The organism is Brevibacterium mcbrellneri ATCC 49030 (assembly GCF_000178455.1).
GTDB classification, from domain to species: Bacteria; Actinomycetota; Actinomycetes; order Actinomycetales; family Brevibacteriaceae; genus Brevibacterium; species Brevibacterium mcbrellneri.
Genome location: NZ_ADNU01000013.1, coordinates 1 through 13,240 on the forward strand (window position 1 = coordinate 1; position 13,240 = coordinate 13,240).

Annotated in this window: 12 protein-coding genes; 7 read left to right on the forward strand and 5 right to left on the reverse strand. The window is 58.5% G+C overall.

Annotation, left to right across the window (positions count from 1 at the left end; genetic code table 11):
* Positions 1-1,119 (reverse strand): MMPL family transporter (locus tag HMPREF0183_RS01910; RefSeq protein WP_156798051.1); only part of this gene is annotated, 1,119 nt, incomplete at its 3' end.
* 387 nt (positions 1,120-1,506) lie between these two features.
* Between HMPREF0183_RS01910 and HMPREF0183_RS01915 the strand changes: the two genes are divergently transcribed.
* The 5 genes from HMPREF0183_RS01915 to HMPREF0183_RS01935 all read left to right on the forward strand — a co-directional run bounded on the left by HMPREF0183_RS01915 (position 1,507) and on the right by HMPREF0183_RS01935 (position 7,730).
* Complete coding sequence (locus HMPREF0183_RS01915) at positions 1,507-2,829, forward strand: M20 family metallo-hydrolase (protein WP_005882242.1); 1,323 nt, start codon at positions 1,507-1,509, stop codon at positions 2,827-2,829.
* Between the two features lie 115 nt (positions 2,830-2,944).
* The gene (locus tag HMPREF0183_RS01920) at positions 2,945-4,075 is read left to right on the forward strand and encodes a hypothetical protein (RefSeq protein ID WP_005882244.1); all 1,131 of its coding nucleotides are present in this window, start codon (positions 2,945-2,947) and stop codon (positions 4,073-4,075) included.
* Positions 4,059-5,675 carry a substrate-binding and VWA domain-containing protein gene (locus tag HMPREF0183_RS01925; protein ID WP_005882246.1) on the forward strand — a complete coding sequence of 539 codons (1,617 nt, stop codon included), beginning with the start codon at positions 4,059-4,061 and terminating at the stop codon, positions 5,673-5,675. Before HMPREF0183_RS01920 ends, HMPREF0183_RS01925 begins: the two co-directional genes overlap by 17 nt.
* Complete coding sequence (locus HMPREF0183_RS11980) at positions 5,672-6,442, forward strand: hypothetical protein (protein ID WP_050775307.1); 771 nt, start codon at positions 5,672-5,674, stop codon at positions 6,440-6,442. Before HMPREF0183_RS01925 ends, HMPREF0183_RS11980 begins: the two co-directional genes overlap by 4 nt.
* 73 nt (positions 6,443-6,515) lie before the next feature.
* A complete protein-coding gene (locus tag HMPREF0183_RS01935; RefSeq protein WP_005882252.1) occupies positions 6,516-7,730 on the forward strand; it encodes a toxic anion resistance protein in 1,215 nt (404 codons plus the stop codon).
* Positions 7,731-7,977: 247 nt separating this feature from the next.
* Here HMPREF0183_RS01935 and HMPREF0183_RS01940 read toward each other — a convergent pair whose 3' ends face one another.
* Positions 7,978-8,517 carry a PadR family transcriptional regulator gene (locus HMPREF0183_RS01940; protein WP_040347698.1) on the reverse strand — a complete coding sequence of 180 codons (540 nt, stop codon included), beginning with the start codon at positions 8,515-8,517 and terminating at the stop codon, positions 7,978-7,980.
* A gap of 106 nt (positions 8,518-8,623) precedes the next feature.
* Here HMPREF0183_RS01940 and HMPREF0183_RS01945 point away from each other — a divergent pair, with 106 nt between their 5' ends.
* Together HMPREF0183_RS01945 and HMPREF0183_RS01950 are read left to right on the forward strand one after the other, a co-directional pair.
* A complete protein-coding gene (locus tag HMPREF0183_RS01945) occupies positions 8,624-9,502 on the forward strand; it encodes a CPBP family intramembrane glutamic endopeptidase (RefSeq protein WP_005882256.1) in 879 nt (292 codons plus the stop codon).
* Positions 9,503-9,844: 342 nt separating this feature from the next.
* Entirely contained in the window at positions 9,845-10,618 is a 774-nt protein-coding gene (locus tag HMPREF0183_RS01950) for an NYN domain-containing protein (protein WP_005882259.1), read from the forward strand.
* Between the two features lie 9 nt (positions 10,619-10,627).
* Here HMPREF0183_RS01950 and HMPREF0183_RS01955 read toward each other — a convergent pair whose 3' ends face one another.
* The 3 genes from HMPREF0183_RS01955 to bioB all read right to left on the reverse strand — a co-directional run bounded on the left by HMPREF0183_RS01955 (position 10,628) and on the right by bioB (position 13,212).
* The gene (locus HMPREF0183_RS01955; protein ID WP_005882262.1) at positions 10,628-11,473 is read right to left on the reverse strand and encodes a hypothetical protein; all 846 of its coding nucleotides are present in this window, start codon (positions 11,471-11,473) and stop codon (positions 10,628-10,630) included.
* A gap of 53 nt (positions 11,474-11,526) precedes the next feature.
* Positions 11,527-11,757: an amphi-Trp domain-containing protein gene (locus HMPREF0183_RS01960; RefSeq protein ID WP_005882264.1), complete on the reverse strand. Its 231-nt coding sequence runs from the start codon at positions 11,755-11,757 to the stop codon at positions 11,527-11,529.
* 141 nt (positions 11,758-11,898) lie between these two features.
* A complete protein-coding gene (gene bioB / locus HMPREF0183_RS01965; RefSeq protein ID WP_040347704.1) occupies positions 11,899-13,212 on the reverse strand; it encodes a biotin synthase BioB in 1,314 nt (437 codons plus the stop codon).
* Positions 13,213-13,240 lie beyond the last annotated feature (28 nt).

The following is a 13,240-nucleotide window of genomic DNA, read 5'->3' on the forward strand; positions in this document are numbered from 1 at the left end:
GGACCGTTTCTGTGTTGTGGTGTTCTGTGTTGTGGCGCGGGTTGAGCCCGAGGTGGTTGCCGGGGTGTCTGGTGTCGCCGCGTTCTGTTCCGGCTTAGGAATGAAGGGCCAGAACGCTTTTCGCCCGCTGATCGCAAGCAGGGGTGGAAGCAGGAACAGCACCGCTGCGAGCGCGATCACCAGGCCGATCGCTGAAGCAATCCCAATACCGCGGGTACTCGGAATCACCGCGACCACCAAGATCAGTAGCGCCAGAACAACCGTGAAGTTCGATGCCAGAATCGCGGGTACTGTACCGCGCCACGCGTTGCTTAAAGCGGTTCGGTGGTTTGGTGTGCGCACAAGCTCCTCGCGGTAACGCGAGATAAGCAGCAGCGCGTAGTTCGTTCCAGCGCCGAACACCAAAACACTAATGATCCCGGCATCAAACTGCAGGTCCCACGCGGCTCCGGTGGCTGCGGTGACTCGGCCAGCTAAACCATCTGCCATACCCACTGCAAACAGAGGCAAGAGCCACAGAATAGGGGAGCGGTACGTCAGAATCAGCAGAACCGCCACGATCCCAATCGTGATCGACAACAGCAAGAAATTCGCGCCATCGAAAGCACCAGCCACGTCCGCACCAAACGCCGGACCACCCGTGACCTGCAACGACATGCCAGCCGGCACCTTGTCAGCCAGGGTGGCACGCAGACCGTTAACGACCTCGGCGTTCTCAGTAGACGCCTCACTCACCTGCATGTCAGTGACCAGCAGGGCGGCCTTCTTGTCTTCACTGGGCAGCGGTCCATTGGATTCAGCGCCGAGGTGGTTATCAAGTACCGGCAGAAGGTCCTTCAGCTGGGCGAGCTGGTTTTCAGTGAGCTCCGCACCGTCGTCACGCGAAGCCACGACCAGGATCGTGCCGCGGTCAGCTTCTGGAAACTTTTCCATGAGTTGAGCAGCGTGGGCGGATTCGGAGTCAGCGGGGGCGAGGTTGGTGCCCACCGGGGCCTTCGCCTTTCCGAATACGCCAAACAGCGCCACGAGTATCAGTAGCGAAACGCCCAACGTGATCCACGCGCCACGGCGGGATGTGAGGCGATCCGCAAAGGATCGAGAGTTAGTTGAAGTAGTCATACATCCAGCTCACCAAGGTTTGCGCATGGGCACATCGCGCCGGTGGTTGAACGTGGAATCCACCAAAAGGTTGATGGGGTGCGGGTTGTGCGTGGTGGTTTGGGTGGTGAGAGCCGGGTGAAAACTGCGTTTGGATACAGTCCAGATCTTGGACTGTATCCAAATGACCGGTTTTGTTCGCTCAGAGTGAAAAAACTGGCTGTTTCGCTACAGTCGAGCGCATTTCCGGTGCTCGACTGTAGCCAAACGCATCCAAGCGGGTTGGACCCATAAGCATAAAACGCATCAAGAACTACAGTCTGGACACGAACCTCGCCTGGAACCGCCCAGGGCTACGATCGGGAACCAATACCGAAAGAGTCCACGCTACGACAGTGAGGTTGAGCAATGACGCAGAATTCAAAACCCGAGCCCAGCACCGGTGCCGTAAAGCCCAGCACCCACCGGCCCATTGAACCTGATGCAGAAGCACTGGAATCAGCAATCAGCCAGCTGTCCACTTACACTGACTCAGCGCAGGGCGGCTGGACCCGCCAAGTGCTCAGCGAACCGTACAAGGCGGCCCGCGAATTTGTAGCAAACCGCATGAAGAGCGCAGGCCTGGAAGTCCGTACGGACGGGGCGGGCAACATCATCGGTCGCCTGCCTGGACTGGCCAGTGAGGGTGGCGCCAGGCTCAAACCGCTAGTCACGGGCTCGCACACGGACACGGTTGCTTCAGGTGGCCGGTTCGACGGAATCGTGGGCGTGCTGGGTGCCATTGAAATGGTCGAAGCGATGCGTCGAGTAGGAAGACGTTTCGAACGCGACCTCATCGTCATCGACTTCCTAGGCGAAGAAGCCAACGACTTTGGAACCATGTGCGTGGGATCAAACACCCTGGTGGGAGGCGTGACCCCGGCAATGCTGGACTACACCGACCCCAACGGCACAAAATTTGGCGACGCCTTGACACGCTTTGGTGTGGACCCCAACGCTGCGCTTAACAACGCGTGGCAGCCCGGCTCCTTCCACGCCTATATTGAACTGCACATTGAACAGGGGCCACAGCTCGAACGTCACAACACTCAGATCGGTGTAGTTACAGCGATTACGGGAATCTCGCGTTTCATTGCCCAGTTCAGCGGGCGCACCGACCACGCGGGAACTACACCCATGGACGTGCGCCACGATGCTCTCATGGCCGCGGCCGCCTCGGCGTTGACGGTCGAACGGGTCACGTGTGGCGCCCCCAATCACGGGGTAGGAACTGTGGGCCGGATGGACGCATGGCCCGGCGCGCTCAACGTGGTGCCAGGCCGGGCAACGCTCGAAGCGGAGTTCCGCTCCGTTGACAGTGACTGGTTGGGTGTTGCCAAACGCAACATCGCTGAGCAGATCGCTCAAGAAGCCCAGGCCCGAGGTGTCGAGGTGGATATCGAGTGGCTCGAGACGATGGAGGCGGTCCCCACGGTTCCGGCGATCCGCGACGAAATCGCCAACGCCGCTCAAACTGCTGGGCTCACCTGGGAGGCGATCCCTTCTGGGGCGGGTCACGACGCACAACACATGGCTGCACTTGGTCCCATGGGCATGATTTTCGTACCCAGCGTTGACGGTCGCTCGCACTGCCCGGAAGAGTTCAGCCATACCTCGGACATTGCTAACGGCGTGAGTGTCCTTGCTGCCACGCTTGCCCGCCTTGACGCTATGGACGTCATCCGCCAGTAGTCACGGACGCCACCGGCCCCGCCCGAGGTGGTAGCAGCTGCCCGCGCCCCGTCACGTCTTCGGGGTCGCGAGTTCACTAACCGTTCACCAAGCGTCTTTAACCTTAAGAAGTACTATGAAAAACAAAACAATCGCTGCCGTCGCGGGTGCGACCATCATCGTTGTTCTTGTTGCGGTGCTTGGCATAGCCGTCGCCAGCCGATTCGGCTTTAGCATCTTTGGCAAACCGAAAACCGAAGTCACAGCGGTTGTAGGTAGCGAGAAGGAAGCCTTCTTTAAAGACCCGCGAGTGGTCGAGGCGTTCGCCAATAAAGGCTTCACAGTGAAAGTGACGACCGCTGGCTCACTTGCTATGGCGCAAAACGAAGCCACGACTAATAACGACTTCGCGTTCCCATCATCTGAATCCTCTGGTCAGGCGGTTCAAAAAGCGTTCAAAGACAAAGCTCGAAACACGTACACGCCGTTCTTCTCGCCCATCGCAATTGCAACCTTTGAACCCGTCGTTCAAGTTTTAGCTAAGAACGGTGTTGCCCATGAAAACCAGGGCATTTGGGAAATCGACATGGCCAAGTACCTGGAACTGGTTAAAGAGAACAAACGGTGGAGCGACCTGAAAGACAACAAGGCGTACAAGCCCCAACGCAATGTGCTCATCACCAGTACTGACATCCGCAAGTCCAACTCCGCGGTGATGTACATGACGCTGGCCAGCTACGTCTTAAACAACAACTCAGTCGTCACCGACAAAGGTGCGGCTGAATCACAAGTCGATGACCTATCCAAACTTTTCCTCAACCAGGGGTACGCGCAAGGGTCGTCAGCTGCTCCGTTTGAACGTTACTTGAGCCGCGGGATGGGTGAAGCGCCCATGGTCATCGCGTATGAAGGTCAGTTCCTGGGTGAAGAAACCGCACAGAACTCACGTATTCGGGACAACATGGTGCTGGCCTACCCAAGCCCCACAGTCTTCTCCACACACACCGCTGTGACGTTTACGGAGAACGGTGACAAGGTCATGGAGCTGTTGTCCAATGACGAAGAGTTGGCCAAACTCCTCGCTGAACACGGGTTCCGCAGCAACGGTCCACACTCCGCTGCGTTCGATAACTGGGTGCAAGAAAAGAACTTGAGCGACCGGTACCGCCCAGCAGGCGACTTTGTTGAGCTTGCGCAGATACCGTCCAGCGAAATCACCACGTTCCTTGTTGACAACATCGGGAGACGCTATGACTTGGCCAAGTAGGTCTGCAACCAGCACGAAAACCAAGGGCTGGCACATCATCCGCACCCTGATCGCTGTGCTGACCGTGGGCATGCTCACGTTCGTGACCGCTGCGTGCGACGGTGGTGGCTTTGGCGGAAAAGGTTCTGGTGACCTGAAAGTCCTAGCAGGTTCCGAAGTCAAAGACTTAGAACCGATCCTTAACGACATGGCCAAAGAAATCGGTGTAAGTTTCGACATCACCTACGCCGGAACCCTTGAAGGCACCGAAAAACTGGTCAAGGAAGGCCAAGGCGACTTCGACCTCACCTGGTTCCCATCCAACTACTACCTGTCGTTGTTTGAGCAGTCGAAATCACTGGTTGGTGAAGAAAAATCAATCATGTCTTCGCCAGTTGTTCTGGGCCTCAAGCCTGAAAAAGCCAAGCAACTGGGCTGGTCAGAAGACAAACAACCGGCATGGGCAGACGTTGCTAAAGCCGCAGAAAAAGGCGACCTAAAATTTGGAATGACCAGTCCGCTGTCGTCCAACTCCGGATTCTCGACCGTGCTGGAAGCTGCAACGGCGCTCTCCGGTTCAGGTAATGCTCTACAGACCAAAGACGTTGAAGCCGCCACAGAAGGACTTTCCAAATTCTCCAAGGGAACCTCTCTCACCTCGGGAAGTTCCGGTTGGTTAGCGGAAGCCTTCGCAAAAGACCAGTCCAAAGCAGACGGAATCTTCAACTACGAATCCGTTCTCAAAGGCATGGACTTCGGGGGTCAACCGCCCGTGCTGATCGCACCCTCGGACGGCGTGGTCACCGCCGACTACCCACTGACCCTGCTCGACGGGGCAGACGACACAACCAAGGAAAACTTCAACAAGGTCACGGAATACCTGCTCAGCGACGAAGTCCAGCAACGCATCACGGACGAAACGCACCGTCGCACCAAGGTCTCAAACCCAGACGAATTCCCCACAACCTTCGAAACCCCGTACCCAGCAACCCTGGACACGGTCCAGAAACTGCTGGAAGCGTGGGTGGCAAACGGACGCAAACCCGCCACGATGTTCTTCCAGATTGACACCTCGGGGTCCATGCGCGGGGAGCGGTTGGAACAACTCAAAACAGCGCTGGGAATCCTGAGCGGAACCAGCGCAAAGAACGACACCGAACGCTTCCTGGCCATCCAGCCACGCGAAAAGCTCAAACTGGTGGAGTTCTCGCACGAAGTCAAGAGCACCGACGGATACAGACTTACCGACAACGGTAGCGCTGACAAGGTGCGCAAGGACCTCGACACCAAGATCCAGACGCTGACGGCTGAAGGCGGAACAGCCATCTACTCCACGCTCCAAACCACGCTGGAATCGGCGAAAAAAGAAAAGTCGGACGACAAGATCACGTCGGTGGTGGTGTTCACCGATGGCATGAACGAGCACGGCATCTCATTCCGCGCGTTCAAAGACTGGTACAGCAACAACCAGGACGTCCAGGACATCCCCGTGTTCGCAGTGAGCTTTGGAAACGCCGACTCAGACGAACTACAGGAACTGGTCTCACTCACCGGGGGCCGAGTGTTCGACGGCAACGCCGACCTCACCGCCGCGTTTAAGGACATCCGAGGCTACCTGTGAAACCTCGGACGCAGGCCATGTTCGCTGGCGCCAGTGGAGTGCTGCTGGGCGCAACCAGTGCTGTCTTGGGGCTGGGTAGTTTTGCCGGCGCCGTCGGAGTTGCGGGTGTCGCCGTGGCTGCAGGAGGCGCGATGGCCGCCGCCGTTGGTGTCTTTCTCCACGCAATCACTCCCGCGCCCAGCCTGCTGGTAACCACCTCGGACGGGGTTAACGAAAGCACCGCCACCATCCTGGAAAACGTGCTGAACTCAACGCGCAACATTCGGCGCAAACTCGACGAATGGCGCGGCGAACTGCCCCGGATCGAGCGGAACCTGCGCGCACAGGGCGGGGCGGGTGCCGCCTCGGGAGGGGGTGCCGCCTCGGGCAGGTATGGGGGAGCCTCACGGCCGGCCGAGGTGTTAGACCAGTTGGCAGGGATCCTCACCCGGATCGACGGGTTGGCCCAGACCGAAGCCGTGCAAGAACGCGACCCCAGCGACGGGGACCTGCTCATGCTGGAAGGAATCGCCTGCCGGTACATTCCGGAGCTCATGGACGCGGTGGATGACACGTTCGACTTCCTGGCGAAGTTCAGCGGGGGCGCGTTGAAGGATGTGCAGAACAATCTGGAGACGATCCACAGTGAGTTCGGCGTGATGAGCGAGACTCTGGAACAGCTGGAGCAGGACGTGGTGCGCGGTGTGAGCCACTCTTTGGAAGTGCATTCAGAGTTCTTGCGCAGGCGACTAAAAGCTTCGGATAGCCCGTCGATTATTGATATTTAGACCCACTTAAGACCTACTTAGAACCCGTTTAGGACCCACGAAATTCCACGAAATTCCACCCGAAAGGACCGTCATGACTCTGCAACCACCAGAACCAGCTCCAGCACCCGTAGCCGAACCACCCGTTGAGGAAGTCAAGGACGACAAAGCGCTTGGCATGTTGGAACCACTGGACCAGGCGGTTTCCACTGAGCTCAGCCAGCGTGCTGAAAAGTGGTTGAACACTGTGTCGGCGTTGAACCCGCACAGCCAGGAGTTCCAAACGCAGATTATTGCGATTGGGAATGTGGCGCGTAAAACGTTCGAGTCCACCGCGCGGACGTCCAGCCGGTTCATGGAGAAGTCGATGCGTGACGCCAAGGCGGAAGGCAGCAAGAGCCAGCAGCAGGTCTCGAGTTCGCTGTTGGAGCTGCGCACCGTGATGAACGACCTGGCGCCGTCGGATAAGACCTTCGCGCAGAAGGCCCTGGGGTGGGTGCCCGGGTTTAACGCAGTCAAGAAGTACTTCAACAGTTTTGAGTCGAACCAGAAGCAGTTGAATTCGGTGCTGCGGTCCTTGGACGCGGGCCAGGAACAGTTGCAGCGCGACAACGCGGAACTGGCCGTGGAGCGACGCAACTTGTGGGAGGACCTGCACGAACTGCAGCGTGCGGAAGGTCTGTTGGAGCAGATCGACGGGCAGGTTGTGGGCAAGATTGAAAGCCTGAAGTCTGAGGGGCAGGCCGAACAGGCTGGGATCCTGGAGAAGGACCTGCTGTTTGCTGTGCGTCAGCGTCGTCAGGACATTCAGACGCAGATCGCTGTGACGATCCAGAGCTACCTGTCCATGGGTATCATCGACGCGAACAACCGCCAGCTCATCCAGGGTGTGGACCGGGCCAAGACCACCACGGTGACGGCACTGCGGACCGCGGTGATCACGGCTGAGGCGCTGGAAAACCAGAAGCTGGTGCTCGACCAGATCGACGCGGTCAACAAGACCACGAACGACCTGATCAACCGCACGTCAGACATGCTTGCGCAAAATTCGGTGCGCACGCAAAAGCAGGCCGTGGAGTCCGGTGTTGCTGTTGAGACGCTTAATCGGGCGTTCGATAGCGTGTTCAAGACCATGGACGGGATCGACCAGTTCCGCATTGAAGCGAACAAGAACTTCGCGCAAACGATTGACGTGCTGAAGGCGCAGGTGGACCGGGCGCAGCCGTACCTGGAGCGTCAGAACGGTAATGCCCAGGTTGATGAGCTGGTCTCAGACCCGAACAACGCACAGAACCTGCTGGAGATGTAGAGGGCTGGGTGGTCTGGTGCGGCCCCCGGGCTGGCTCTCTTGCCAGGAAAGTCGTTTGGATACAGTCCAACTTTTCGACTGTATCCAAACGACGTTAGGACACCCCTTTTTGGTGACCCACGTCACTGTTTTGGGTGCTTTTCGCTACAGTCGACACGCAAAATCGAACTGGACTGTAGCGAAACGAAGTGAAACTACCCTTCCCGAGGTGTAAAAGAGTTTCCGCAGAGCCCGCGACTTTGTGCCGTTACTTCACGTCAGCCTGCGCCTGAGCGATGAGCTCCTCCAGCCATGTGAGCGCGGTGTCGTGTGTGCGAATTCCGTACTCCAGCGTGGCCTTGGTGTAGTGCGCAATTGATGCGAGTTCCGCTGGCACGCTCTGGCCTTTCACCTGGTCTTGCGTGTGTTCAAGGGTTGTGGCCGAACGTGAGACCGCGTCGCGAATCGATTCCAGGACGGTGACGCGTTCGGGTTCGTCCAGAAGCCCCAGGAAGTAGATGCGGGTCAGCGCCGCCGCATCAAGGTCCGCGTTTTCTGGCGGTGACATCATCCAGGCGTGAAAAGTTGTGCGTCCCTGGGGTGTGATGCCGTAGATTTTGCGCTTCCGCCCCGTGGTTTCTTGCGACACCACGTGAACGTCGCCGCGCTTGAGTAGGCCGTCGAGCGCGCGCTTAATACTGCCGGCGCTGGCCGAATAGAACAACGAGGTTCCCTGCTCCATAGCTTTGATGAGGTCGTAAAGACTCATATTGCCCAAGAGAAGTAACCCCAGAATCACGTGTGCCATGACATCAAGAGTACCTCTTGTGTCGCTTAAATATATCTGATAGACATATCGCATAGACATATGCGAGTGAGGTGCTCGCACTCGAAGCTCTGGGGGAGGGCTCGTCATGAATTGGTTTATCGGAATCACAATCGTCACATTGGCTAGCGGATGGATCGGCGTGGGAATCAACGAACTTCTAGGACAACCAAACTCCGTGGATTCGCTGGGCTCACTAGTCTGGCTGATCACGCCGTTTCTGCTGGTGGTTGTCGCTCGAGTGACAAAACAAGTGAGCGCGCCTGGTCGGTGGAACCCTAGGTTCAAACAGTCGTGGAAGTGGTACGTGCTCGCGCTGTTGGTGTACCCAGTCATCTGTGTGCTGTCGAGCGTCGCGGGTGTGGGTTCGGGCATCGCCACGTTCAACGGAGTTGGCCTTAGCGCCCTCAGCGGAGCAGTGGCCGTCCCATTCATCGCGATGTTCGTGAAGAACATTTGCGAAGAATCCGTGTGGCGAGGCTTCTTTGTGGGTGAAATGGATCGCCGTGTCAGCGACTGGCTGGTATACGCGGTCAGCGGTGGCGTGTGGGGACTGTGGCACCTGCCGTACTACCTGTTCTTCTTGCCGGAGGAGCAGATGCGCACCGTGATGGACGTGTCACGTCCGGTGTTTGCGCTGTTCGCGTGCGGTGTGATGGTGCTGTGGGGTGTGCTGTTTGCGGAACTGTTTCGGCTCGCGGGGTCGATCTGGCCACTGGTGCTGCTACATGCGGTCGAGGACGTCACGGTCAACCCTCTGGTCATGGAAGGCCACTTGGTGATCCGGCCGGGATTCGAGTGGCTGATCTCGCCTGTGGTGGGGATTCTGCCGGCGCTGTGTTTGTTTGGCTTGGGGCTTGCGTTGCGTTGGTACCGCGTGAACCGGGTGTGTGGCTCGGAAACCAGCCCGAGGTCGTCGTCGCTTCCGCGTACTTCGGATCGTTCGGAACAGGCTGCGGCTGTGTGAGGAAGAAGTACGCACCTGGGGCGAGTATGAGATTAGAGGGGCCCTAATCTCACACTAATCTCCAAATCAGCGATTCACTGTGAGATTAGAGGCGTGCTAATCTCACAGTGATCAATGATTTCGCGAATCGGTGTGAGATTAATGGAGTGGCGCATGGTGCGTTACGAACCCACACATCCAGCTGCCTGACCTCTCAGTCGATAGGACTTCGAGGTTTCTTCATTGTCTGGATATTGGATGTATGACGTTCATGCCATAAAATATGACATATCAGCTTCAGCCGTTGACCCTCCACGATAAGGAGAGTGCCGATGACTGAAGCTTTTCTATAACGATGGAGTTATGGTGAAGATCGAGAGGCGTTCAAAAAAGCAAAGTCATCGCCTACCTATGCGTGCAATTACGACCGCAATTTTGGTTGATGGTGGGTTCTACAGACAGCGTGCATTAAGACTGTTCGGAAAAAAGACGCCCGAAGACCGCGCCAAAGAGCTTGCAGAGTACTGCCGTCGCCATATTGTGGCATCCCAAGCAAGCTTGTATCGAGTCTTCTATTACGACTGCCCGCCGTCAGAGAAAGTGGTTTTTCATCCACTGACTGGGGAACACGTCAATTTGGCGAAAAGCGATCAATACAGGTGGGTTCAATCGTTTCATCAGCAGCTCGTACGGAAGCGGAAGTTTGCTTTCCGGCGGGGTGAAGAGCTTGAGTCGCAAAGTCACTTTTCACTCAAGTACGACAAACTGAAAAAACTCTGCAGTGGCAAGATCTCAGTTTCTGATCTGAAGCCTGAAGACTTTGATTTGGACATCACGCAAAAAGGCGTTGATATGCGAATCGGTTTAGACATTGCTTCACTTGCTGAACGGAGACTGGTCAATCAGATTGTCATGATTTCCGGCGACAGCGATTTTGTTCCTGCTGCCAAGCATGCGCGTCGCTCCGGAATTGACTTCATTCTGGATCCAATGTGGGCCAAGATTACTGACAGCTTGAACGAGCACATTGATGGAATCCGAGAGTGCGTCCGTGCCGAACCACAGAATCGCAACGACCCGCTCCACGTTGAGTACCGTTCAGAGTCTGAATTAGACACGTGTGAAGATGACTACTAACCAAGCGCACTACGGCAACTGAAGCCCGTCGATATCGACCTTGGTGCCCGCCTTCAACCACGCAGGGCTGGAGGTGTAGATGATGCTGAATGGCACCTCGGCGCCTTTTTCCGTAAACCACAGAACCACGGGCCCGCGCTCGCCAAACGTACGCTCAGGCGGAGGCGTGAGCGCAGCACTAGCGAACATGGCCGTCTGCGCGATCACCCGAGCGCCCGTCTCATCGAAAGCCGCCGCGAACTTCTGCAACACACCCGTCAGATCCCAGTCATCAACGTGGCTGACCTGGGGCGACGCCACATACGTGAGCTGCTGGGCAGGGATCGTGACCAGGGCAGTGTAGCGCTCGGCACCCTCCCAACTCTCCCGAGTGCGCAAAGCCAGGTCGGTGAGCGCGCGGGCATCGGCGCTGGTGAGCTCGTTGGGAAGTTCCGCGAACCACACGGTGAGGGACTCGTCGTTCTCAGTGAGCATGTCCACGCATGTGACTCGCGTGTCACCCATGTCGGCCACGGACAGGCGACCCAGGTCCACCCCGTATTTCGTGGCTCCCGTGTAGTCCGTGAAGTCAATCGCCTCGGGTGTGAAAGAGCCCCGGTCCCAGCGCAACCGGCGGGTGTCCACGGTGGCAACGACCGAGGTGGGAATCCCCTCCGCCGGCTCCGCCGCCACCGTGGCGAGCCGAGTGAGGATGGGCGACTGCGTGCCAGCCACATTGGGTAGTAGGTGGACGGTGCCGCCACGGTCGGACAGAGCTTGGGCGGCCAACCGGAGGCTCACCGGGTCAAACGCTGCCACACCTCCGTCGATGGGCAACTCGGTGTCAACGTTTTCGAGGTCGTACTTCAAGCTCACGCAGTAACTCCTGTATGTAAGCAACTCCGGTGTGCGAGCGTGTCTTCTGAGGCTTACTTCCAGGCGAGTTTGACCTCGATTTCGGACTTCCCGCCCTGCTTCACTTCGATTTCGTATTCGTAGCTCACGGTGTCGGGAACGTCCACGGTGACGTCGTGGTCGCCGACCTGCACGCGCACTTCGTTCTGACGTTCGATCGCGTCAGCGAGTTCACGCAACTTCTTCGCGGCCTGTTCGCGAGTCATGAATTCTTCTGTTTCGTGTTCAAACAGTTTTTCGCTCATGACGTCATTGAAACAGACAAATCTGAACAGAAGGTGTCATCACTGCCCGAGGTCTGGTTGCCGAAGCGACGAAGGGCGACCCAAGTAAGGGCGCCCCCGCGCAAAGCGAGGGCGGCCTGCCCCTTACGCGTTGGGTGGGAGTTACGCGTTGGGTGGGAGGTCGGTGCCGGCACCTCGGCGGCGGATCACCGGAACGGTGGGCGTTCCCGGCACCTCTCCGCGACTCTTGGGGCACCCGGCCGAGGTGGGAGCGGCTCCGGTTGCCACCTCGGCGGAGGTTCCTGCGGGGACCGCACCCGGCTGACCTGCAATGCCAGCCCCGCCTGCAGCCCCACCGGCGCACGGCAAGCCAGAACCAGCAGCCCCGCCAGCCCCAGAACCACCAGCGCCGCCAACTTCCGTGCCACCCTGGGCGCCGTTGACCGCAGCCAGGTGGGCGTTTTTGCTGGCCAGGATCTGGTCGCGCAGCGCCTTGGTGTCCTCTTGGCCCAGGATGGAGAAGCCGCCGTCGACGATCATGTCGAGGTCGGCGATGGCGTCCTGGCCCTCACTGGTCAGGTAGTCGCCCAGGAACAGCGAGTTGGCCACGTGCAGGCTCAGCGGCTGGAGTGTGCGCAGGTGCATTTCACGCCCACCGGCGATGCGAAGTTCCTTGTCAGGGCACATGAACCGCACGGCTGCCAGGATGCGCATCGAGTGCTGCGGGGTCAGGTGGTGCACGCCTTCCATGGGGGTGCCTTCGAACGGGATGAGGAAGTTCACGGGGATCGAATCGGAGTCGAGTTCGCGCAGGGAGTCGATCGCTTCGATGACCTGTTCGTCCGATTCGCCCATGCCCACGATCAGGCCCGAACACGGCGACAAGCCGCCGGCCTTCGCCTTCTTCACGGTGTCCGTGCGCTGCTCGAACGTGTGGGTGGAGCAGATTTCTTCGTAGTTCGATTCGGCGGTGTTGAGGTTGTGGTTGTACGCGTCAACGCCGTATTCCTTGAGGCGTTCGGCCTGATTGTCCTTGAGGAATCCCAGGCACGCGCACACTTCGAGCTGCGGGTTGTTGTCCTTGATCGACTTGGTGATTTCACCCACCCGGTCGATGTCGCGGTTCGACGGCCCGCGCCCGGAGGCCACGAGGCACACGCGACCTGCGCCACCTTCCATGCCGAAGGTCGCTTGGCGGGTGGCGTCCTTGGTGCTCAGCCACGAGTATTTGAGGATCTCCGTGTCCGAGCCCAGGCGCTGCGAGCAGTACCCGCAGTCTTCGGGGCACAGGCCGGATTTGAGGTTGACCAGGTAGTTCACCTTCACGGTCATGCCAAAGTGCTTGCGGCGCACCCGTGCCGCGGCGGCGACGATGTCCAGCAGGTCTTCGTCAGCGGTGCGCAGGATTGCCAGCCCCTGTTCCGAGGTGGCAGGCGTCCCAGCGAGCACCTGTGTGGCGAGTGCGTTGGGGTCGATGGGGGCCGCCGAGGTGGCAGGGGAGTGC